Source organism: Nitrosomonas sp., from assembly GCF_040240425.1.
In the GTDB taxonomy this organism is placed as follows: domain Bacteria; phylum Pseudomonadota; class Gammaproteobacteria; order Burkholderiales; family Nitrosomonadaceae; genus Nitrosomonas.
Genome location: NZ_QPHG01000007.1, coordinates 94,710 through 119,679, shown reverse-complemented (window position 1 = coordinate 119,679; position 24,970 = coordinate 94,710). Strand labels below are relative to the sequence as shown.

Below are 24,970 nucleotides of genomic sequence, written 5' to 3'. Positions count from 1 at the left end.
TTGTGACTGTAATCAAGATCGGCAAAACTCGTTTGGTGTGGCATGGCGTATTTAGAAGGTCGTTAATAAATCTATTATCTCAACAAACCTCGGGATTTGTTCAGCGGTTCCTTAAGGGTGTAGTGAATTTGCGCGGGATAATCGTCCCGATCATAGATATGCGGATTAAATTCCAGTTGGGAAGTGCGACGTACGATCAATTTACCGTAGTGATAATTTTGAACGTAGCGGGCCGGGTGATGGGGATAGTGGTGGATGGAGTATCGGATGTAATCACACTGGGGCTGGAGCAGATGCGTCCTGCGCCGGGATTGGGATCAGTGATAGATACGGAATATATCATGGGACTGGGTACTGTCGACGAACGCATGCTGATATTAATTGATATCGAAAAAATGATGAGCAGCAGCGATATGGGCTTGATTGAACAAAGTTTAAATTAACAGAAAGCTACAGTCTCATGAAAAATAAATTACACAGGAGATCATGATGAACAACATGACAATAAAGACCCGTCTAGCATTTGTCATCGGTATGTTGTCGATATTACTCGTCAGTATCGGTGTCTTAGGTTTGTATGGCATCAATCAATCCAATGCCGGATTGAAATCCGTCTATGAAGACCGGACTGTGACTGCGGTGCAGCTTGGGAAAATTCTGGATGTTTGGTATCAAGTGCGCAAGAATGCGGAAGACGCCGTCGAATCGAGGAATATCGAGACTTCGAAAAAGCTGGCGGAAGAGGTGAACCGGCTTGTCAAACAAAATGAAGGGGTTTGGGCGCAGTATCTGAAAACTGTATTAACGCCGGAAGAAGAGCTGTTGACTCGGACGAAAAGCGAGCAGCATATCCAGTACGTGAATTCCGTTAATCAAACCCTGAAGCTGGCGATAGCGGGAGATTTTGACGCTGCAACGAAAAATTTGGCAGCGGACTCAGTACAAAAATTTAATACGCTTAGAAATACTGTGTTTACCCTGTTTGATTTACAAGGGGCAGTTGCTGCGCACGAATATGAGATTGCGCAAGATCATTATGAAAGTATTTTCATGATGTCGTCTGCGGCAATGATAGTAGGTGTTTTATTGGCGATTGTAATCGGGTTATTGTTAATCCGAGCGATTGTGAATCCTTTAAATGAAGCTATCACTGTAGCCAATGCCGTGGCATCCGGTGATCTGACCAGCCGTATTGAGGTCAACTCAACGAATGAAACCGGGCGTTTATTGCAAGCATTGAGAACGATGAATGATAGTCTGGTGGACTTGGTGGGTAAGGTGCGGATGGGAACTGATCAGATCTCAACGGTATCCGGCGAGATTGCTTCCGGCAACTCGGATTTGAGCCAGCGAACCGAAGAACAAGCATCTAGTCTGGAAGAAACCGCATCGTCAATGGAAGAACTAACCTCCACCGTGAAACAAAATGCGGATAATGCCCGTCAAGCGAATCAACTGGCAACAGGCGCATCCGAAGTCGCGATGAAAGGTGGTGCAGTGATTGGTCAAGTGGTGCAAACCATGAGCTCGATCAACGATAGCTCCAAAAAGATTGTTGATATCATCAGCGTCATCGACGGCATTGCCTTCCAAACCAATATATTGGCTCTTAATGCCGCAGTCGAAGCAGCGCGTGCTGGTGAACAAGGTCGTGGATTTGCAGTGGTAGCGACAGAAGTACGCACGTTGGCGCAACGCTCAGCGGCAGCGGCAAAAGAAATCAAGGAATTGATCAGTGACTCGGTAGTGAAAGTGGAAAATGGCACGCGTCTAGTCGATGAAGCGGGCGCGACCATGGATGAAATTGTGGGTGCGGTTAAACGTGTAACAGATATCATGAGTGAGATTTCGGCTGCATCGCAAGAACAAAGCTCGGGTATTGAGCAGGTTAACCAAGCGGTCACGCAGATGGACGAAGTAACGCAACAAAATGCAGCATTGGTGGAAGAAGCCGCCGCGGCAGCCGAATCCATGCAGGAACAAGCACAAGCATTAACACAAGCGGTCAGCACCTTCAAGTTATCCGGCGGTTACTCAACACCAACGACCGTTAAGAGAAGTAATCGCGCGACTACAGTGACCAAACTGCCGAATCGCGGTCCTGCAACGAGAAGAACGGCGGTAAAATCCGAACCGGATGTTAGATCGTTACCCGAGCAACCGCGCAAAGTAGCTGCCGGAGGCGGTGATGATAACTGGGAAGAGTTCTAAGATTTTCTGAGTTGTTTCAAGAACACCACCCGGATTTCCGGGTGGTGTTTTTTTATTCAAACACAGCCTTTTGAAAAAAACTGTAGTGTAGTACTTGAGAGTTATTTTTCACCATCAAGCGGTCTTTTCAGACTCAATTTTCAACAATAGCTATTAAATTGTGTGTCTTTCAGGTGCCAGTGAAATTTGGCCCGGAACACTTGGTTATTATCAGTCCGAATGGTATTAATTCTGAATGCAAATTGAGCGATAACATAATCCACGTAATCAATTACATTCAATTTCAGGACATGATCTGTCATTGATCAATCTGTTCTCTCCATGGGCCGCATAGGCCCGTTTCCGTTGATAAAAAGTATCTCTTCACGTTTGTAGATTTATCAACGGTCCTGGCAGTTCTATTGATCAGAACCGTGCAGCGGAATCGTAATATTTATAATTTCTACGGTGTTATCAGGATGGAATTTTGAGTAAGTAAGATAATTCTTACAAATCGGTGTCATTAATTCTTAAGATAAAAGAAGAATTGACCGGCAGAATATATAGGTTTGAATTCCGTAAGAATGAACTGCATTTTATGAAATAGAAGAATCTATGAAAATTAAAAAGTTTATGAAGAAATCTTCATGAAGAATCGATGAAAACTGATTAACGATCGACTGATTCAGTTTTTAGTTAGTGCGTAGAGGAGCTAAACATGTTGCAGGAGCAAGCGGTTAATGTACCCATTGAATCACCCGGTTCAGCGGTTAAACACATGATTAATGAATTTCTAACCTTCCGCTTGGGTAATGAAGAATACGGAATCGAGATACTCAAAGTGCAGGAAATCAGAGGATATGATTCTGTTACGCAAATAGCGAATGCTCCGGATTTTATTAAAGGGGTTGTTAATCTGCGGGGAATCATTGTCCCGATCCTCGATATGAGGATCAAATTCAGGCTGGATCATGTGGAATACAATCAATTCACCGTGGTTATTATTTTGAATGTCGCCGGGCGAGTCATGGGGATTGTCGTGGATGGCGTATCGGATGTGATTGAACTTGAAGCTAATCAAGTCCGCCCTGCGCCTGAGTTTGGCGCTGTGATCGATACCGAATATATCACGGGATTGGGAACTGTTGCGGAACGGATGTTGATATTAGTTGATATCGAAAGACTGATGAGTAATAGCGATATGGGTTTGCTGGAACGAAGTGTAGGTTGAAATAGGTGAAGTAGTTTTTAATAGAGAGACTTTAAGGAGGCACCGGTGTTTAATAACTTAACAATAAAATCGCGATTAGTGTTTGTAATAAGTTTGTTGTCGATATTACTGGTTGGTATCGGTAGTTTGGGCATTTATGGATTAAATCAAACGAATGATGCTTTCAAGAGTGTGTATGAAGACCGTGCCGTTCCTTTGGGGGAGTTGGGATTAATCATAGATCGTATGCAACGGATACGCCTGAATGCGGTTATTGCTTCATATGCACGTAAACCGGAAGGAGTAAAAGAACGGCAAGTCATGAACGATCAGCGGGATGCTGAGATTGCCACTGCTTGGCAGAAATACTTGGCGACCAATTTGACGCCAACAGAAAAAACATTGACAGAGAATTTTAATCAAGAATGGAAAGCCTACACGGAAGCGCGTAATCGTACCATGGCCTTGGCTGCCGCCGGTGATTTCGATGCGGCTGTTAAAAATGCTACTGAGGCAACGCCAAGATTTGATGTGGTACATGCGACCCTATTCAAGCTGATCGAACTTCAACGTGATGAGGGTAAGAAAGAATTTGTCGCATCGCAAGCGAACTACGAAAATATTTTTATTACCAGTATTGTTGTGATCGCATTAGGAATACTGCTGGCAGTAATCATCGGTTTTCTTCTGATACGTGCAATTATCGGACCTCTGAATGAAGCTGTCGCAGTGGCGAATGCCGTGGCATCCGGTGATTTGACCAGCCGCATTGAAGTCAATTCAAACAACGAAACTGGGCGGTTGTTGCAAGCACTGAAAACCATGAATGATAATCTGGCGGATCTGGTGAATAAGGTGCGTGCAGGTACAGATCAAATCTCAACGGCCTCCGGTGAGATTGCTTCCGGCAATTCGGATCTGAGCCAACGTACCGAAGAACAAGCATCCAGTCTGGAAGAAACCGCATCTTCAATGGAAGAGCTCACTTCCACAGTTAGACAAAATGCCGATAATGCCCGTCAAGCTAATCAGCTGGCAGCAGGTGCTTCCGAGGTCGCAGTGAAAGGAGGGGCGGTGGTCGGTCAGGTTGTGCAAACCATGAGTTCGATTAATGAGAGCTCCAAAAAGATTGTTGACATTATTAGCGTTATTGACGGTATCGCTTTCCAGACGAATATTTTGGCGTTGAATGCCGCAGTGGAGGCAGCGCGAGCGGGTGAACAAGGGCGTGGATTTGCCGTGGTGGCGACAGAAGTGCGTACCTTGGCGCAACGCTCAGCGGCAGCGGCTAAAGAAATCAAGGAGTTGATCAGTGATTCTGTCACCAAAGTGGAAGACGGTTCTCGCCTTGTTGATGAGGCGGGCTCGACGATGGATGAGATCGTCAATGCTGTAAAACGTGTCACGGATATTATGGCGGAGATCTCAGCTGCGTCCCAGGAGCAAAGCTCGGGTATTGAGCAAGTGAACCAAGCCGTCATGCAGATGGATGAGGTAACACAGCAGAATGCAGCATTGGTGGAAGAGGCCGCCGCCGCCGCCGAGTCCATGCAAGACCAAGCGCACTCCCTGACACAAGCGGTCAGCACCTTCAAATTATCGCATGGCAGCAGCAGTACCGCAGTCACACCGGTTAAAAGAAGCAATCGAACGGCGCCGGTTGCCAAACTGCCTAATCGCGGGTCTGCTACCAGAAAAATTGCAGCCAATCCCAACGCGGGCTCGACGGCACCAGAATCTCAACCGCGCAAGGTTGCTGCGGGCGGTGGTGGTGACTGGGAAGAGTTCTAAACATTTGTACAAGAGCGCTGCCGTGCAAGGCGGTGCTCTTGTTTGTCATCTGTAGTAATTCAGCAAGATCAATCCCTTCCAAAAACAATATCTCCTTGTGCTGCGCTGATTGGCGAACCAGTCAGCGCATTCTGTTCCACACTCACCTACCACGCATGCTGAATATTCCGCCGGTTCAACTACGGTTAGTATATTCATCCAGTAGTCATTTAGATCTTTGAATCAAGATGATGGCTTTTTAGTACCTCGGTTTTTTACCAATCTGCCATTGTCATGGGCGGAATACTTTCTGCTTGATAACGCATTTTTGAATCTGAAAAATTCAATGGCCGCGCATTTAACAGCGTGCTGCAGCATAAAATACTTTGTAGATAGAGGGAAATATGCTATTTATTACGAAATATAGAACTATGCTGCTCCAGTAAAATGTGCAGATGAGAAATTACGCCACGGAAATTTTTGAGTCATCGATATATGATCAGCAAAATAAATAATAAAAAAGCAGCTATCAATGGATATTTGTCATTATCTCAGCAAGCGGGAGCAGCATTGATCCGGCATGTGAAAAAAACTTCATGCCGGTCATTTAAGCTTCTTTCTATGGACAGACTTTCAGAAGGAGTAAATCGTATGACGATACCGGAGCGTATAGGAATGAAAGTTTTTTTTGTTCTCGCGGTGTTATTGACTCTGGTGAGTCCGGCGCAAGCGAATCCGCGCTCCGCGGCTATCGTAATCGATGCCAGTAGCGGCGCCGTGCTGCATGAGTCCAATGCGGATGCTAGCCGTTATCCGGCTTCATTGACTAAAATGATGACGCTTTATATGTTGTTTGAAGCGATCGAGCAACACAAAATGACGCTGGATTTCCGCATGCCGGTATCTGCGCATGCGGCATCGATGCCGTCAACGAATATCGGTTTGCGCACCGGAGATAGTATCAGTGTGCGGGAAGCGATTCCGGCGTTGATTGTGCGTTCTGCAAACGATGTGGCGGCTGTGGTGGCCGAAGCTTTAGGTACCAGTGAAACGAATTTTGGCCGCATGATGACAGAGAAGGCGCGTAAGCTGGGTATGCATTCCACCACCTTTCGCAATGCTTCAGGTCTGCCCAATCCTGAACAAAAGACAACGGCACGGGATATGGCCACTCTGTCCGCACGGCTGATCAAGGATTTTCCCAAGTATTATCATTATTTCTCCACGCAGTCGTTCAACCACAAAGGCATCACTTATAAAAGTCACAACCGCATGGTGCGTAATACACCGGGTGTAGACGGTTTAAAAACCGGGTTTATCCGGGCTTCCGGTTTTAATGTGGCTACTTCCGCCAAGCGTGGTGATCGTCGCGTGGTTGCTGTTGTGATGGGAGGAAACACTGCGGTGGCGCGCGATCAACACATGGCGCAATTGCTGGATCGCAGTTTTAATCAGGGTGCGGTTCATTTAGCCAGCAATACCACGGATAGCCGAGCCGTACCAGCAGTATCGCCTAGCGAACGGAAAGAGAAAACCAGAACCCAGGCTCCACTTCCCAAGTCCACTCTGATTGCTCAGAAAACAGCCGAACCTGCGGCACAACAACTGGCCGTTAAACCATCAGCCAGTCCGCAATCTCAACCGCGAAAGGCGGCTATTCTGCCGAACGACGGTTGGGCGGTGCAGATCGGTTCTTACCAGGAATCGAACCGGGCGCGTGCACAGGCTCAGGTTGCCGCACGCTTGATACCGGGCGAAGTGGTAATCACCGAAGTGGAAGTCAGTAATCGCAAATTGTACCGGGCGCGTCTGGTAGGTTTGCAGGAAAACCAAGCGCGTACGGCCTGTCAGAGTCTAGTTCGGCAGGGCATGGGATGTCTTGTGGTGCGATCGTAAGGTTCCTATAAAACAATTTTTTCTATCGAACTGGCTGGACAACACCGGAAACCGCATATCATAGGTCGCCGGTAAAATTTGTGCTAAGCTACTCCTGTCATTACTGTTTGATTTTAGGTGCTAAATTACCCGAGGGTAGGACAAATAACCTAGATGAAATAGTATAGACTTCCCTTATATTAAGGGGCTCTTCAAGCTTATGATCATTTATCCAATGAAGGAAGTCTCGCATTGTTGTGGACTGGCAATGCGCTTGCGGTTAGCTTCAGTACTTTTGTAGGTGGTACAGGCGGTTCGCCCATCGGATTTGCCTATGCGGGCAATAAATTCGTAGGCTCGAATTATTTTAACAATCAACTCTATCAAACGGATCTCAGCGGCGGCAATCTTCTGCCGTTCGGAGCGCCGTTGCCTATCAGCAGTGGCAGCATTGGTGAAATATATGTTTCTAGTTCCTTGGGACTGGGCGGGTTCTGGTCAAGTGGGGCGCGTGATATATTTGCCGGATCAGAAGCGGCGGGCAATGTTTACCGTTTTTCTAACGACGGATCAACGCAATCGCTGTTTGCTACCGGGTTGAACGGGGATGTTCGCGGGATCGCTTTTGATCCTTACGGCAACTATGGTTTCAATATGGTGGTGACAACACAGACAGGTAATGTCTATCGAGTCGATAGCTCGGGTTCCGCCACTCTATTAGCCAATGTCGGTGCGGATGCCGAAGGTTTGGATTTTACACCTCAGGCATTTTGCGATATTCCAGCGCATACATTGGTTGTTGTCTCGGAAGGTACCGGGCGATTGACTGCTATTTCACCCGATGGCACAGAAAAAGACCTGGGACTCCACTTTGGTACACCTGAAATGCTGAGCTTTGTGCCCTTAAACTTAGGTGACAGCGGCAATCCGCTGGAGGGTTTTTATGCCGCGAATTATCCCGTTAATGTGATTAAAGCTGGTGCAAGCGAATTTTCGGTTTACAAGGGTGATGCAGTGATTACCGATGAAAGCAATCACAACATGTATCATATATTTTGGGATAGTGCGGCCGGGGCATTTAGTACCAGCATTATCGGTACCTTCACGAATCAGCCGGAAGATGGAATTTTTCTAACTGCAGCAATCCTGACCCCGGCGGTACCGGAATCTGAATCCTATGCGATGTTGTTGGCAGGGTTAGGCTTATTAGGATTCATGGCACGCCGCCGTAAGATTTCTTAAAGAGAACGCTGTTCTGGAAATTAGAGGAGCTTAGGTTCCTCTAATTTTTACTGCGGCAGGGAGCGCCAAGGCGCAATGTCGCTTTCTGTGACTAACCGGTGTTTACTGATCCTGGTGTCATCAAAATCAGCTTGTTCAAGCGCGTTGATCTGATAAGTTCCTGAAGCGACCTGGATCCTAATGTGTCCATCCGCGACTGCAATATGGCTGCTGCCATCCTTATGCATCTCGATGCTGAAGCGAGTGCCGAAATCCTTGATGATGGCATTGCCAACTTTGACTTCAAGTTGATTGATAGTATCCTTTTGGATATCGAAATAAACATTTCCCTTAAATAGTTCGACTTGTAGCGGCTGACTTTCTTTTACCGAGACGGAACTGCGCGTATCGAGTGCCATGTTGATACCGGGTGCTATCGTAGTGACTAGGGTATCTTCGGATTTTGTTTCATAAAAACGGATGCTATGCGGTTTACCAAAATACCACGTCATCAAGCCCAACAATATGCAGATACTCATGATTGCACTGTGCACGAGAAAACGCCGCCAACTGAAAACAAAAGTGAATGGTTGTATAACCGGTGGTTCAGGTTCCTGCATTTTGTTTGAGCGAAGAAAAAATGAAAGGGGAAATTATATACTGATGACAGTAATTTTTTCAGCTTGCCAGCGAGACTTGCGGTCAACCAAGGATTTGCCATGACTAAAGATAGGCCCGGCTACGCGCATTGCCGTCGACCATATACAACGCGAGCTGGGGGAAAGGTTGTTACGGCAGCGAGTTCCGGCAGATAAAGGAATTATTTGCTCACTGACCGCGCAGTGCGCGCCGCAGCCGTTGATTAACCGGTTTGACGCGATCAAAAGCCAAACCGCTGCTGCCTTCGCCACGGCCGGTTTGTTTTTTCACGCCGAGCCAGCAAAAGACCTGACCGTTGTTCCAGCGCGTGCGCTGATACGCCTGCGTGACTTGAATCCCAGCTCGTGGCACTTCCTCTTCGTGGAGAAAATAAGGTTGTGGCGTTTGCTGATCGAGTCCTTGGCGCAATAATACCGTGCGTGGTTTGATTTTTTCCGGCGGATTGGGATCGCCCAGGATGATGCGCGGCATTGACGCGCGCTGCAATTGGATTTCCCGGTTGTTGTTGTCCAGATGCACGGGAATCATCGGAATCCAATTTTCCGGTACGCCTTGCATCAGTTGATAACGGATGGCCGCGCTTGCTTCCGGAATGTCCGGTACAACTAATCCACCCTCGATTTCGCCATCCAGAATACTTTCCAGGCGGCTGAAGAGCTCGCGTCCTGCTTCATTGCCCGGTTTGCTGCGACCGGTTATCAATGGGATATTTTTTTCGATCCCCCATACCATGTTGGCAACTTCATCGCGCACGAACCACAATTCTTCGAGCGGCTTTCCTTCCTGAATCTTAGGCACGGTTGGCAATAGCAACAGCGAGGTATCGGCGCGCACGTCATTGCTGCCTTTGACCGACAGGTTGTACATCGCCCAGCGTTGCCAGTTTTCATCGCTGCCCGATCCGGAAGCTGTGACCCAGATTCTTTCACCGAACACATTGGTCACTGCGAGCCCTTGCACATCGGCGATACTGCCGACCGGCAACTGGAAAGGCACCAGAAACCAATCGTTGGCATACACCAAGCCAAATTCCATCAGCAGCAATTTGTTGATGTCGGTGGTATCGGGTTTGATGTCGCCAAAATTGGTTTTACCTTCTTCAAACGTCCACCAGCGCGTGTTCGGCATGCCCTCGAACTGAATCGCGGTCGGAAAGAACGACAATGTAGACTTTCCTTCCACCGGCGGACTGCCATTGCCGTCGCCCAAGCTTTCCCGGGCCGGATCGACATCCAGGTTGTACCAATCCAACCGGCCTTGGTAATACTCCTCGGCGGTCATGGTTTTTTCCGCACCATGTTGCGGTGCCGACACCGCAAACTGATATTCCAGCTGTTGCGGCAGCCAGGCATCGTTTTGACCTTGATCCGGTTGATAGAACAATTGCTCGTACCATTGCACGAATTTTCCGGCCAAGCCGTCGATGGTGGTTTTATCGCCGTCGCTGGTCAAGGTAATGCCGTCGTAAGCGTGATGTTGAGTGTCTGCTTTTAAATAAAAATACAGATTAGCGCCATCCATGGCACGCCCTGCCATGGCCGAGAAACTTTGCCACACCGCCGGATGCGCGGTCAGGAAAGCATCGCTACGGCTGGCGGGATCCGGTTCGATGATTTGGTAACTGGGATGTTGCAGGTATTGCGTTTTCAGAGCCGATAAACCGGCCGATTGTAAATACTTCAACCATTGCCGCCCCATCAGCAAACGGATATCCAGCGACAGAATGTGCTGTTGCACGTTGTAAGGCAACGGCCGTTGTTCGACGATCGCCTCCAACGGTGCCGACCGGTCGAAATTCTGAATAGCGGCATCGCCCGGTTGATATTTGGTCAGCTCGGTGGTGGCCATATGTACCTTGGCGAAGATCGGTGATCCGGCATCGTCGCCTTTGAATTCCCCGGTTTGCCACTGTTTGCACAGCATCCACAGCGGATCGCGAACTTCGGCGCGCAATGCGCGGATAAAGTTTTTGGTGCGAGGCCGTCCTTCCAGGCGGTTCCATAGCACCACCGTAGGTAGCAAGACTTTGCGATCAATGACTTCCTGAATATTTTTTATCGCAATAAAATCGTTCATGGTTAACTCTCTGCGTTGGATTTGAATTGCACCGCGTTATTAAAGGCTAGATCGAGCGCCATCATGATCGGATAGCGGGTCACCGAAGACACCACGGCGGGCAGGAAGCGCGCGTACTCGGTTTCGTTCCAATGCGCTGGTTCAACGGCGCGTTTGCTGGCCATATCCAAGGTTTCGTGCAGGGTATCGACCAGATCCTGCCACTGCCAGTGACCGGTAAAGTTGGCCGGTAGCGCCAGCAATAACGACTGTGGCGCCTCACAGTTAGGACGGTCGTAGTGAAACGTCAATCCGGTGGTTTCCTGGGTGGTGGGAATCACTTCGGTCCACTCGTCGAGCAATAACCCGCAAATCGCAGCGTTCTGTGCAAAAGCATCGACATAATGCGCGGTGTACAACAATTTATCGCTGTCGATCACAAACGATTCGCCTGTGTCGGGCTGGGTATCGGGGTATTGCAATGCCAGCCAGTGATCGCCGGTGCGATAAGGAAACTGCAACGGTGTCAAACTTAAACTGACATTGTTCAATGCTTCGCCAAACTGCGTTACGCTTTCCCAGCGCTGTAATTTTTCCCGCACCCGGGCGACACCATATAGCCAGTTGTCTTCGGGAAAATCTACACTCAGGTCATTTTTTTGATAACTCAGCAACTGTGCGCGATTATCGTAGCTTTGCTGCCATTCGCCGCCATGCGCAGCGGCCAGATTAAACTCGGGCAGAATGACGAAATCGTCATGCGTCAACTGCCGGATCGCTTGTGTCAGTTCGTCGATACGTTGCTCCACAGTGGCTGAAGCGTCACCGGTGATCAGGTTGTTTGCCGCCGCCAGGCGTTTGTCGATATCAGCCGCCAAGCCCGTCACTTTGGCTTGCAATGTTTGTGCAAAGCTAATAAGGGCGGTTTTGTTGTCGGCAATATCCAATGTTTGCGTGTCGTGCAATGCAATGTCGCTTTCCTTGGCTTGCAGCGATGCATACAAAGCGCCAACCTGGCTGGCGCTTGCCAGCAGATTTTCAAGATTGTTCAGGCTGCTCTGAAAATTGGTTTTATGCGTGGTGTTCAGCGTGGTGAGCAAATCGTTGGGATCGTTCGATGCCGGGATCGGGATCGATTCGGTGACGATCAATAACGCTGCTTGCATCAGGTACTGCATTTTGTCTTCGACCGGTGTTGCCGGATCGAGCGTGGCAAAATCGGCGATGCGCTGTTCGAATTCCAGCAACGCCGCTTGCCAGCGCGTGACGATGCCTTGCAGTTTTTCCAGCAACGCCAGGAATTGGGTGCGCCGCCAATCGTACACAAAACCGGTTGCCGCACCGCTCAAACCGAATCGATTGACCGCTAGCGCAAGCGACAGATAACCACTGATCATTTCATCGAGATGAGTGAGCGCATTGCTTTCCGCGACAGCCGGGTCGGGATCGTTCAACCAGGTATCGATTTGTGCTTTCAATGCATTCAGGGCCGTTTGTTGCGGCAGCAGCAAATCGCGTACCGCAGTGACTTTTTCCGCGCGTATCGCTGCGACGCTATCTTCTTGCTGCGATGCTTCGTTCGGCAGTTTGACGTCGGTGGTTTTCAGCGGCCGTGATTGCGTGATCAATGCTTTGAGGTCGTTTAGCATCGGCATGACTTCAAAGAACGAATATTTTCCGGCTTGTTTGCCGCGGTATTGGATTTTGATATCGCTATCGACCCGCACGCCGAGAATCGCATAAGCCTGGGTCAGGATACGGTCGTCGAGCGCGGTCATTTGCTGCTGGTCGCTGGATAGCATGTATATCAGGTCGATCGCCAGTAAGCCCAAATCTTGCGCGCTGATCGTTTGTTGCTCCTGTTGCGCGTTGCCTTGATTGTAATAGTCAATGGTACAGAAAATATCGCTCATCGGCGGCAGCAGCTGCGTCAACCATTGATTGATGGCCGGTTCTCCTTTGGCGCGTGGCGTGCTGTTGGCGGGATCGGCGGGGTTCAATCCGGCGCGCAAGTGCAAGCCGACTCGATGCGTCAGTGTGACACCGCTGCGTGGTGTTTGCACTACTTCCGGTACCGGCGGGAAATGTCCCTTGCTGAAGGCATCCAGTGTCCCGGCGGCACGCTCGTAATTGCCGCGCACCACTTGATAGACGCCTTCCGCCATCGCCAGATCGGCAACCGCATCGTTGATATTCATGATGCGCTGAACTTCGCGGTTAATGGCATCCAGTTTGTTCTGCTCGGTAATCGCCGGAAGTTGCGCGATACCGAACGGATAATTCCGCTTTGCGCCGGTTTGTGCTTGCACGTGCTCGATCAGCGCCAGCCCGTCGACGACGTTGCGCGCTTCCACGGCACTGATCGGTGTGTTGCTAGGCGTTGCAGTGGTCGATAACCGGTCGCCCGCGAGCGGAAATTGCTTGCGCAGATCGAAAATAATGCTATCGAGAAATAAATCACCGGCGTCGTGCAAACCGCGCTCCAGGTAATAACCCAGCAGCGCCGAGAGACTCTGGCCGTTGCGCATGCCGTCGATGACGTTCATCGCCAGCCGCACGCGTTCGGAAGTGAGATTGATCGCCAGACTATCGGGATTGCTGGGTGTGGCGTTGGCCAGATAACCGTTGCGCAATACGGCAGCGGTGACAGCATGATTTAAAGACGGGGCGTGGATATAACCAAAATTCTTGTCGTCTGAGGTCAACGGGGCTTGACCGGGCTTATTGAAAATTTTATTGAGTTCCTCGGTCAGTTTGACCGGCGTCAGGTTTTTGTTTTCTGGCCGGACATCCTCCAGCCAGCCGTAGGCGCCCAAGTAGCAACCATGCGAGTTGGCAGCATTACCATGATCCAGTGTTGTGCCGGGCTCCGGCTGCGTTTGCCCGGCGATTTGCTGCATGATGTCCAGTTGTACGTTCAACAGCCCTAACCACCAGGCATCGAGACGGTAGCTGCAGCAATCGATGTGCTCGGCGAGAATCCGTTCCAGTCGCGCCGTCGGTGTGTGCTGCAACCGTTCCAACGCGTTGATTTGGGTATTCAGGTAAGGGTTGCGTAGCGTCAGGATTTGCGGAATGAAGTCGGCGATTTGCAAATTCGGCTGACTGGTGATAGCCGGTTCCGCTTTGTACAGGTACTGCCACGGGCTGCCTTTGTCGTCTTCGACTTCCTGAATGTGCATGAACTTCGGCTCACGTTTCGCCAATGAGAATTGCTGTTGGTTCAGTACATTCGCTTCCAGGTGCAGGCGCAGACTGGTATCGAGGTACGATAAATCGAGCGCATGGTGCAGCATCAAATAGAGCAAGGCAACAGGCGGTTTATCGTCGATAAATCCTTGTTGCAGGCGCAAGGTGTTGTGCGAATCGCGCGCTGCCGCAGTCAGCCACTGCAGGTAATTTGTGCCGTCGGGGCGATAAGCGCGTACCGGGTTGAATTCGGACAGCGTCTGATCGTCAATCAGCGGGCCTTTCAGCAGGTTGGCGGCGAGCGTGAAAAATTTATTCAGAATGTCGGGAATCTTGTTGTTGTCCTGCGCTGAATAGCCCAATTGCGCCAGCAGCGCAAGGCCGCTTTGGGTATAAAACAGCGAGGCAATTGTGGCGTAAATTGCGCCATTGATACCGGAAGTTTTATAGCGGTTGTAGAGCTGCTCGGCACTTTCCGCGTAGCGTTGATAAAACTCGACCGATGCGGGGTGCAGGCCGACGATGTCGAGCAAGGCTTGTTGCGGATCGGTTTGCGGCTTGCCGACGTACGATACCTGCGGCAGCAGTGAAGTCCAGCGCTCATCGGCCTTCTTGATAAGGCTGTAGAGCCGGGTTAGGAACAGGAATGAGCCGGAGATATGCGGCTCCAACCGGTCGTCGTTGAACAATTTGCGATTAATCCACGTCATGCGTGAGAACGGTGCGGCCGGCAAGATGCCGTACGGTTGCTTGCCAATGCGGATCGCGGGCAGCGTGCCGCGGCCCAGCACATAACGGTTGAAATAGTTGCGCGTGCTGGTGATGGTGCCGTCGCTGAACACCGGCTCCATCATCTGTTCCATGAAATAACCGAGCGTTGCTGGCCACAGTGCTTCGTTCATCGCCCGGGCTTCCATCTGATCGTTAGCGTAATACTGCGGCGATAACTTCAGGATCGCCGGGTCGATACCCAAGCTCTGCGCCAGCCAGCGGCCGTCTTTCCGGGTGCGCCAATCGGTAGGGTCGTCGTCGCTGGCGTATTGGTTGAAATAGTGATCGTAACTGGCATCGGCGTCGCTGAACCAGGTATAGCCGCTTTCCTGATCTTCGACGTTGTTGGTCGGCGCGCCTTGCATCAGGAAACTGAATCCTTTGCGGCTGCGTTGATGATGCTGAATCAACTGCTGCAATTGCTCACGGCTTTTATCGACATCGGCGCTGAGTCGCACACCGAGCACGAACAACCGGTCGAACCCGCGCCGCGCCTGGATATCGTTCAGATTAATCTTGAAGCCCATGCCTTTGGCGACCGCTTCGTCAAAATCAGTGACCCATGTCATTTCGTCCGGTACGATCAGTTCGTCGTCTTCCAACCGTAATTGCTGATCCTGCGGTGCATTGGGGTTGGGGCCTACAATCAGCTCCGAAGGTACCGGACGGCCGATATGCAACAATGTTTGTTCCTTACCGTTGAAACCCATCACCACGAACCGCTCCGGCAACAGCGCCACGCGTGCCGGATTGGTCCAAGCCTGTAGCTGCGTATCGACTCCATCGACGACGGGTAACTCTAGGAATTCGACGCGCACCTTGGTGATAATTTGCGATGGTGCGGGTTTGACGTTCAGATTCTGCGGCTGGTACGACGCAATGATTTCTTGCGCGCGTGCTTCGCCGAGATCGTTTTTGAGTTTGGCATACGCTGCATCCAACGCCGTGGCATCGTTATTGGCGTTGAAAACAGCCTGCCAGTATTGTTGTACGAATGGTTTCTCCGCGGCGGGCAGCGGCTGTTCCGAAACGATTACCAAAATATAATCACCATCCGCTTTGACCGGTTCTTCAGTCAGATTCAGCGGCTTGAATAATTGACTCAACCAATACGCCCGGCCCGCGCCGTGGCTTTTCACCAGCGCTTGCCACGCTGCGCGTTTTTCGCTGTCGGTGCCGCCCGCTTTCCAGATATTGGTCCAATACACGCGGGTGTTGCTGATTTCAACTTCGGACGGAATTTCTTCAAAAGTATCGACGCTGATGTCATCCGGGTAGACGCGTACCCATAGTTGATCGGTACTGACATCGCGTCCGCTGGGGCCGGTGACTTTTTTGAAGCGCGTCTCGATGCGCAGCGGAAACAGCAGGATCGGATGGATATCGTTCAACTGGCCGATATTTTTGGCTGGATCGGAAAAAGTCTCGAACAGCGATTCCCGGTCGATCAATACTTGCCGATCCCGCTCAAGTTCGGTTTGCAGTTTGGCAGTATCAGCCCGCAACGCTTCTTGCTCGCGCAGCAAAGTCTGCAATTGTTCCTTGGCCGCACCGTCGGAGCGGCGGCGCAATGCTGCGATCAAGCGCTCGGTTTTTTGCAGTTTCTCGTTGGCGGCAGACCAATTCAACCGGCTTTGCCGGTGCTGACGCCGTGCTTGATCGATCTGCTCTTGCGTGTCTTTAAATTGAGTCATAAGCCATTTCTGTCGGTTGAGATTTTGTACTTATGTAACCATGCTTAATCGCGTGGCAGCATTTCGGCAGCATGCACACCGACGAGCACCGGCGCCTGGAATAGAATGTAAGCCAGTTCTGCCGAGTTGATATTGTTGGTCCAGCTCAGCAAATGATCCTCTTTCCATTGCTCCGCTTTTTCCTGCGCGGTGCCGCCCGGTTCAACGTTTGGCAGGCTGCGCGCGGGTGCGGCGGCGATGTCGATAAATTCGCCGTCACTGATGCCCGGCGCGACATCGGTCCAGGCGAGATCGTTCCAAACCTGGATCGGGCCTTCGCGATCGATATCCAGACCGAAACGCGGTTCACCCGGCCGTTCCTTGATCACGAAGAACCAGCCCGGCTCGTTGTCAACTTCAGGATTGCCGCGCGCTTCCTCTTCGGTTAAATCGAAGCCAAAAAAGTAAATATCCGGTTTGACTTGGGCTTCGTACAGCGGTGTTTTGATCGGCACGCTGTCGTCGAATACCCGTTCGGTTTTTTTATTCGGCGCCGGATTGGTCTCGCTGATCGGTTGCCATTTGGCTTTTTGCGCATAAATGACCGCATTGGGGTATTTTTTCAGCAATTCGCCGCGAATCACCAGTACCAGTTCTTCTTCGTTTTCCAAACCTTGTTCGCGGTGATCGTGCTCGCCCAGTTTGGAAAACCGTGACCAGCGGTGAATCGGCGGAATGTCTTTCAATTCTTCGCGGCGTTGTTTGCTGTCCTCGGTCGGACTCAAGAAACCGCTGATATCCCAGAACTGACGGAAGTAGGAACCGCGCTGATCAGTCGGATACTCGCGCCACAACAACTCGCGCGCGAATTCGTGATTGAGGCCGACCATGTACGACTCGATGAATGGCTGGTTGGTCTTTAATAACGTGATGGTATTTTGTGCGATGAAATTCAGGTTTGGCACAAACAACTCGGTGGATTTATCGACCAGTGGTTTGTACATGGGGACATCGAATTCCGGGTACGCCATTGCCTCAACAAATTTCTCGCCGATCAATTCGAGGATATGCGCCGGTAGCAGGATGTTGCCTAGTGTCCATTTTGGAATCGTCACCGCCGGATTCAGTTTAACCAGCGTATCCGTTGCCAACTGAGCCATATTGACCGGTACGGTTACCGGAATGACACCGGCTTGCAGGCCATTTTGCAGCACTGTGTAAGAGTCTTTCAGTGCGGTTTTAAAGCGGCTCGATTGAATGCTGTCGGTTCCACCGGCGCTAGCGGGTTGCGGCGGATTGGCAGGGTCCAGCGTTAAAGGATTCAGTTCCGGCGTCAGCACAAAGTTACTGCTGGGCGGCATCGCGTCAACCGCAGCCGGTGTTTGCGCGGTTTCGGATACCGAATCGGCTTGATTCATTTGTGTAATTAAACGCTGCGCGGTACGGTAAGCCCACAATAATCCCGCGCTCACTGCCGCTACCACAGCCCAGATTCCGGTGTTGACACCGGTGATCGCCAGCACGACGATCAGCAGCAAAATCAATACCAGCAAAAGGTAAGGGATGAACGGATAGCGTTTCAGCAAATCCAGCAACCAGGATGGCACGTTCTTCGGCTGTGCATCTTGCGAAAGATTATCCAGCGACGGCAACGTAGCGGGAATCACATGCGACGGCGCAGCAGTAACGATGCCATCGTTGACACGCGTGATTAAATTGTTCGGGTGAATACTTTCATCGAAAGCGGATAGCTTTTGCAAGCGGCCATTCGGGCGCAGCATGCGCCGTAGCGGCGCGGAGGTCAGCGCGGATGTGACCGGACTTTGTTTGATTCGATGTGAAACCGTGATGCCTTGGCTAATGACGCGTTTTTGCACCGGCGCTGTCATAAACAGAATTTTATCGTGGCTGATTTGTTGCAGCGGCAGCACTTGTTTCTGATACCAGCTATTGGCGGTAATTTTAGCCAGTTGCGCCAGACGGATTTGCCGGTTGGCTTCGAGCACGTCGCCGACCTGATCCCATGCCGCATCCATGTATTCTTCCTGATTGGCGATGATGACATCAGTGCCGAAACCGGCGGCGCTGCGCCAGCGTGGATCGAGGTTGAGTTCATGCAGCCAATTCTGGTTATTGGGCGCGTCGCTGCCATCGGCTTCTTTCAATACGCGGTTGCGGAGCGCGTGCCAGCGGCCGTAGATCGGCGGCGTAATCAACGGATCGGGATCGGCCTGAATTTCCGCGGGTAGATCAGTGTTCTGGTGAGCTGCATCGGCGGCGAGCCGGGCGTAGTCGTCGGAGAGATTCAGAAAAGCTGCCAATTCCTGCTGGAAGACATGTGGATACGGCTGATCCCAATTTTCCCACTTGGCGATTTCCTGTTCAGCCTCGCTGTTGAGCGGTGCAAGCAGCGCGCCGCCGAGTTTCAGTATGCCTTCGAGATCCGGATTCTGAATGCCGCTGATATTGGAACCGGGATTCTGTACATCCATATCGCGGCGGCCGACGCGGCTATCTGCCGGTTTCGGTTCGAGCAGGCGCACCAAATACTCAAAATCACCTTGCGAGCCGGTGCGGAAGAACCAGCGGTAATAAAATGGAAACTGCGCCGGTGCCGGACGGCCTTCGCCCCATGCGGAGAACGTTGCGTGCGGCGCGTCGTCAGGATTCATTCCCAGTCCGGCCAAACGGCCGGTTTCAAAGGTCGGAATTAGAAACGCGTGGTAGCGTTCGTTCGGCGTCAGTTTCCGCGGGCAGACGATGCGCGAATAAGCTTCGTCGGCATTTTGCGCCAGCACAGTTTGCAGTTGCGACAGCGCGGTGTTGATGTCCGGCGCTTGCGGGGCATCCTGGTTACCGGCGATATTTTTGTTGACGTGCACATGCGCCCACGCCCACAGTTCCTCGGCTTTGGGGAATACCGTTGTGAGCGGATTGGCTTTGATATCGATGAAGGGCAGCGGCTTGCCGGAAATATTGCCGCCCTCGGCAAACTCGGCTTCGGTGAGTACGATCAACGTGACCCAAGGCCGCAACCGCGATCCCGCCGGTGCGGCGGGGGTGTAACGCCAGGGAAAATCTTCATCGTAAAACTCGATGTGGCACAGATAATTCGGTTCGAAGTTGGTGATCCAGTTGAGCGGTTCGGTTTTGATAATCGCTCTCGACTCAATACCGACGATATCGCCGGGACCGTACAGGGCAACGTTCTTATTGACCGGAGCAGCAACATCGCCGCCTTCTCCGCCGCTGCCTTTGATATTCAGACTGACGGCGACACTGGCGCGTGTTTTGACCGAAGCATCCAGATCCGCTGATTGGATATTATTGGCGACGCCCTGCCGCAGCCACGGTAGAAAAGTATACATGCCGATCGCCATTATGCCGCCTCCTGCAGAGCTGTTGCTTCCGTGCTCGGGATGACGTGCAGATTGTCTTGCAGCGTGGGCGATTGATTGACTTGCTTACGCAGGAAGTCTTGTGCTTGCGCGTGCGTGGCAAAATAAGCGTCTTTGCTATGCGGACTGTTATTCATCGTTGAGGCCACCACGTAACCGGTTTCTTTCACGACGATTTTCTGCTCGACCGGTGCTTTTTGTGCTTTGTAACTGGCCGAAAGTGCTGATTTCGACGCGGCGTTGCGGCCTAAAAAGTGATTGAAAAATTCGGCGCCGATGGCGACAAAACGGATCAGTAATGAAACAAAATTGTTGTCGATAATATTTTGCTCGTAGCGCACCACGCGTTTAACCGCTGCCGATGATTTCAGTTGCTGGTTGCTCACTGACAGTTCAATACCGGCGTTTTGTTTTTCGTAGGAGGGCGCGCTCAATTTATTGGCATCGCTCAAGTTTTTATACTGCGCGGTGGCGAACGATTCCTTGGTATCCGCCACCTTGGCCAAGCCGGTGTCGATCACTTCGACGGTCAGCCGTTTGGCGTCTTTCGGTTTTTGATTGCCGACTTTATCGAGATCAAGATCGAGCGGGATGGCGCGCTGGTTGACGCGCAACACGCCGACCGGATGCAAAATCAAATCGCTCGTACTTTCGATGACGCGTAGTGATACCAGCAATTGACTGGATGCCGGTAATTCGGCTGTCCAGTTATCCAGTTTGTCGAATTCCGCCGTGATCAGCGGCATGATGTCGATGGACGGCAGTGTGGTGTTTTCGTCCTCGCCCCAGGTATGGCTGAAGGGTACGTCGATATCCCAGAACAGCAGCGAGATCGAGCCTTCGCCTTCGATGTGCCAAGGCGAGGTGCCTTCGAGCTCGCCGCGCATGTGCACGCCGAACAAGCCGACACCGAACACTTTGACATCGAACGATGCGGAAATGGTGATGACGAAATAAAACGGCGAAAACTGGAACAGCGCATCGAAGGCGACATGGCCGGAGATATTGAAGGCGCTGAGGCCGAAATACACTTCCGCCTTGGCGCCAAACTGCACGGTATTGGAGGTGACGGCGAAATACCCTTCCACGCGGATGCGCGCGAATGAGGTATTCAGGATGTTGATCGCAATCCGGTTGGGGTTGGGAAAAGGCAGTGGAGGCGGCTTAAAGGAGGGGTGAAAACCGCCCACACTGATGACAAAATTGGCATTGTCGCCCCAAGCGATCAATAACCCCATATCGCCGTCGATGGTGAGAAAAATCACCCGCGAATCGTACAGGCTGGCATAAAACCACAGCCGCTGTTTGTCGACTTCCAGCGCGCCGATGAAACTGACCTGAATGATGATCAACGCTGCGTCCTCATCGGGCAGCGCGACCTTCAGCACGCCGAGAATGGCGATATTGCCCGGCGGTATTTCGACGATGATGCCGAGCGATGCGCTGACCAATGTCGGTGTTCCCCAACCCAGCTTAGCCATCGGGCCGATCAGAAACACATCTTGCGCGGGCGGGAAGAATTGACGCAAGTCGCTGATGATGCGTGGCGCGTTCTCGATGATATTATCCGGGAACATGATGCTGTTGATCGATCCGGTGCGTACCCCGACGGCGATCACTTCCAGTTCCATGGTGCGGTTCAGGCCGAGCAGCCCGCCGACGGCGTTTAAAGTGAATCCGAAACCCAACTGGAACGGCGTGCCGAATTCGGCGCTGAGAATGATCAACAACGAGAAACCTTCGGAGCCGTCGGGCATACGCGTGGTGATCAGGCCGATCGCTTTGACGGTGACCATGCCGCTGAACATCAACTCCAACGCACCGGCGTATTCTTCCTTGTCAAAATCAAAGTAAAGATAGCCGCCGCCTTTGACGATACCGACATCGAGCGAGAGGCCGACACCGTTTGGCGGCTTGAAACCTAACTGGATGTCGACCGGCCCAGCATTGCCCTTGCGATCATTGACTAAGGCGAAATCGATGGCCAGACCGATGTTTTCGACGACAGCGGCGAGCGGACCCAACGCGGCTTTGATATCCGTTGAAATGGCGGTGGGGAATTTGTTGTTCTCGATACCGACCGAAAAGGTTAACGCGCTGACTTCCACTGGGCCGAGATTCAGATGCAGCGGCAATTGGATTTCCAGTGCGCTGCTGCCGGTAAAAAACAGACCGTCATTGCTGTTGTAACCAAACGCCATGCCGAAGTCGGAGTTAAGCTGGACACCGCTTAAAATGTCGGTGATAAAACCGTCGCCATCGGCAAACGAGATCGATAGTTTGCCAGCGCCGATTTCACCACCGACGGTAAAATCGGCGGCCGATTGTCCGCCGCTGCCTTGAATCCGGCCGCCGAAGTTGACGCCGAATTTACCGACTTCCAATCGGCTGCCGTCCGGATCGCCGATCAACAGATAAGGCGTCGCCGCTTGCGTGCGGTCGGCGCTGACGCTGAGATTCAATGAACCGGAAACCGTATCTGCTGCGGAGGTATGAAAAGTGAATTTGGCGGGCGGCTGGATGACTAACTCAGCGCCGAACGGCAATGTGGCTTGCAAATCCAGGATGACTTTTAAATCGTCGGCGGCAAATTCGATTTTACCGGGACTGAGATTCTGCCGAACTGACAGGCTCAAGCCATTGGGATTGAGATCGGTGCGCGGCCGCAGTTGAAAAATGACCGCTTCGAGAATCGGTGTTGGTGCGGTGTCGTCATAGAAAACCGGTGCTTTGAGATGCAGCAGCAAGCGTTCGAGCCGCTGCAACAAATTCGCCGCGTCGAGGCTGTTGCTGCCCCAGTTGTAATGTGACTGCAAGGCGGTCACCGGCGATTCCAGCCATTTGCCCAATTCATTGAAATGAAAAGTGGAGATGGTGAATTCCGGGTTGCCCGGGTCGGTGGAGCCGACATTGTTACGCTGCCGTTCAAGTATGCCCAGCAACTCGAGAAACTCGTTGACGCCGTTGGCGGCATCCAGCGAACGGACGAGCAAGTAGTTGAACAACCGTTCGGCAAAATGACTGGATATGCTGGCCGGAATACCGCCGATTCCCTGCAAGGCGGTCTGCAACTGGTCGATTTTCTGGATCGCGGTGATGACTTGGCTGATTAGTTCTACGCTGATGGTGACAATTTGCTCGACATTTTCCGCGTCGATGGCTTCCGCCAAATCCCCGGCTTTTTGCAACACGGTTTTGCTGCTGGCGACCAGCGCTTGCATCGGTGAAGCCAGCGACGATACCTGTCCGCTGTTGAGCGTGATGCCGAGTTCGGCGAACGTTTGCAACGCACGCGTGCTATTCAGCTCGCGCTCCAGCGGCTCCAATACGTTGGAAATTTGCAGTAAAACGCGCTGTAAGGTATCCACTTCATTTGACATCGGTGGTTTCCTCCATGCGTGCGGGATGATCGCTGAATTCATTGGAGCCTGATGCATCTTCAAACTGCTTAACGAACTCGTGCAGATTGTCAAAACTGTTAATGAATCTCATCACTTCGTCAACGTAATGCCGGATCACTTGCTGCAAAGACTCGCTGCCATGCTGTGTCAACACCTCAGCCATGCGCCGGATCATCTGGTCACGTGTGATGCCTTCTACTTCAAACGGAATGACATGTGCCGGATCGCGCGCATTGTTGACGAAGTGCGCCAGAAACGTGGGGCCTTTGCTGCGATGCCAAGCCACGGTGACTGGCCGACGGTGATTGACGAGCGCAATCACTTCCTGACGGTGATCAAGAATTTGTTGATAAATCTCAGCGCCTTTGCGCGTGTTCAGAAAACGCTCGCGCACTTCGGTGGTGTGGTTGATGCCGGTGAAAATACCTTCGACATCATTTAACGTTTGCCCGGCGGGACCGACCGGCGGATTGGCGGTGGTGATGGGAGTGATACTGAGGTAGGCCATAACCGGGTGGATATGGCAGGCAATCCCCCGGGTGGGGTCGGCGGCATCCACTGCATACAATAGTCCAACGATTCTGTTTTGTGCATTAACCACAACCGAGCCTGAATCGCCGTGATCGGCAAATTGCGTTACACCATTGCAATCGGGTTGTGTGGCTTCGATACAAAGCACGCGGCCACCGGATGGATTCAGCCCGGCACAATCAATGACCCTGCCCGTTGTTTTGCTGGTTCTTCTGCCAACTTTATAAACCACATAATCGCTACCACCCAAATCACTTTGTGCAACGCGTGCAACGTCTTCCAGTTTGCTGTTGCCGCCGATATTCAGTCCGCGAATTTCGTTCTTGTACGATACCCCGCAATTGGTATGGCACCAGCTGGAAATGCAAATATCTAGCTTAGCGATGGCGCAATCAAGATAATAATTTTGGGCTGCTTCACTGGGATAGGCATATGAATAATTTGCTTGCTGCCCGATGTTATGAATTTTTCCAACTGGATTAAGCCGTTCCTGCGTGGCGTCTATGCTTATCGTTCCGGCATTGTCGATGTGACGCGGTTGGTAAACAGTATCACCATTGACTGCAGTATTGCTTGCAAGCACATGATTATTGGAAAGTAACACTACATTTTCCGGTTCACTGACGCCGTTCAATGTGGCAAAGCATCCCAAGGTTCCAACACCGACTTGACCTGAATTATCTGCTTTGAAATTGGTGATCGATATACCGCCAATCAACGGTGAATGTTGATCCAAGTCTTCGCAATGTATTAGTTTGGATTGAATGACAAGCACCACATCGGTGGGAATTCCCTTATATTCTTTCGGGATGATATCAGCTGGATTCAGGTCTTCCGGTTTACGTTTTTCTTTGACGTATACACGAAATGAAATCTGGTCGGTAGTTTTGCCGCCGACTTCTTTCAAGCCATAGCCGACCCCGATCACGCCGGGAATTTTTTTCAATTCGGTTTCGGCTTCCGCGTGTAATGCAGCCAATTCTTTTTGATCCATTACGTTACCTCCATCCAGTCGGCCAGCAGTGT

The 24,970-nt window shown here is 51.4% G+C and carries 11 protein-coding genes and 1 pseudogene; 6 read left to right on the top strand and 6 right to left on the bottom strand.

Translation table 11 applies throughout. The annotated features are described in order from the left end of the window. Positions 1-2: 2 nt before the first annotated feature. The 6 genes and pseudogenes from DU481_RS04370 to DU481_RS15550 form a co-directional block, all read left to right on the top strand. Positions 3-443 (top strand): chemotaxis protein CheW, encoded by a 441-nt coding sequence (locus tag DU481_RS04370; RefSeq protein WP_350132902.1) that lies wholly within the window; start codon positions 3-5, stop codon positions 441-443. Between the two features lie 43 nt (positions 444-486). Beyond that, a complete protein-coding gene (locus DU481_RS04365) occupies positions 487-2,211 on the top strand; it encodes a methyl-accepting chemotaxis protein (RefSeq protein WP_350132900.1) in 1,725 nt (574 codons plus the stop codon). 697 nt (positions 2,212-2,908) lie between these two features. After that, positions 2,909-3,421: a chemotaxis protein CheW gene (locus tag DU481_RS04360; protein WP_350132898.1), complete on the top strand. Its 513-nt coding sequence runs from the start codon at positions 2,909-2,911 to the stop codon at positions 3,419-3,421. Positions 3,422-3,466: 45 nt separating this feature from the next. Beyond that, complete coding sequence (locus DU481_RS04355; protein ID WP_350132896.1) at positions 3,467-5,191, top strand: methyl-accepting chemotaxis protein; 1,725 nt, start codon at positions 3,467-3,469, stop codon at positions 5,189-5,191. Positions 5,192-5,845: 654 nt separating this feature from the next. Next, positions 5,846-7,066, top strand: coding sequence for a serine hydrolase (locus tag DU481_RS04350; RefSeq protein WP_350132894.1), 1,221 nt, complete (start codon positions 5,846-5,848; stop codon positions 7,064-7,066). Positions 7,067-8,197: 1,131 nt separating this feature from the next. Next, positions 8,198-8,287 (top strand): annotated as a pseudogene (locus DU481_RS15550) (PEP-CTERM sorting domain-containing protein); the annotation flags it as partial. A 47-nt stretch (positions 8,288-8,334) separates the two neighbouring features. Here DU481_RS15550 and DU481_RS04340 read toward each other — a convergent pair. The 6 genes from DU481_RS04340 to DU481_RS04315 all read right to left on the bottom strand — a co-directional run bounded on the left by DU481_RS04340 (position 8,335) and on the right by DU481_RS04315 (position 24,938). After that, positions 8,335-8,805, bottom strand: coding sequence for a FecR domain-containing protein (locus DU481_RS04340; RefSeq protein ID WP_350132890.1), 471 nt, complete (start codon positions 8,803-8,805; stop codon positions 8,335-8,337). 289 nt (positions 8,806-9,094) lie between these two features. Continuing rightward, entirely contained in the window at positions 9,095-11,002 is a 1,908-nt protein-coding gene (locus DU481_RS04335) for a hypothetical protein (protein ID WP_350132889.1), read from the bottom strand. A gap of 2 nt (positions 11,003-11,004) precedes the next feature. Further along, on the bottom strand, positions 11,005-16,635 hold the full coding sequence (locus tag DU481_RS04330; RefSeq protein ID WP_350132887.1) for a hypothetical protein: 5,631 nt from the start codon (positions 16,633-16,635) through the stop codon (positions 11,005-11,007). A 44-nt stretch (positions 16,636-16,679) separates the two neighbouring features. Beyond that, positions 16,680-19,994 carry a hypothetical protein gene (locus DU481_RS04325; protein ID WP_350132885.1) on the bottom strand — a complete coding sequence of 1,105 codons (3,315 nt, stop codon included), beginning with the start codon at positions 19,992-19,994 and terminating at the stop codon, positions 16,680-16,682. Beyond that, positions 19,994-23,392: a DUF6603 domain-containing protein gene (locus tag DU481_RS04320; protein WP_350132883.1), complete on the bottom strand. Its 3,399-nt coding sequence runs from the start codon at positions 23,390-23,392 to the stop codon at positions 19,994-19,996. The genes DU481_RS04325 and DU481_RS04320 overlap by 1 nt, the downstream gene beginning before the upstream one ends. Next, on the bottom strand, positions 23,382-24,938 hold the full coding sequence (locus tag DU481_RS04315; protein WP_350132881.1) for a hypothetical protein: 1,557 nt from the start codon (positions 24,936-24,938) through the stop codon (positions 23,382-23,384). Before DU481_RS04315 ends, DU481_RS04320 begins: the two co-directional genes overlap by 11 nt. Positions 24,939-24,970: the final 32 nt, after the last annotated feature.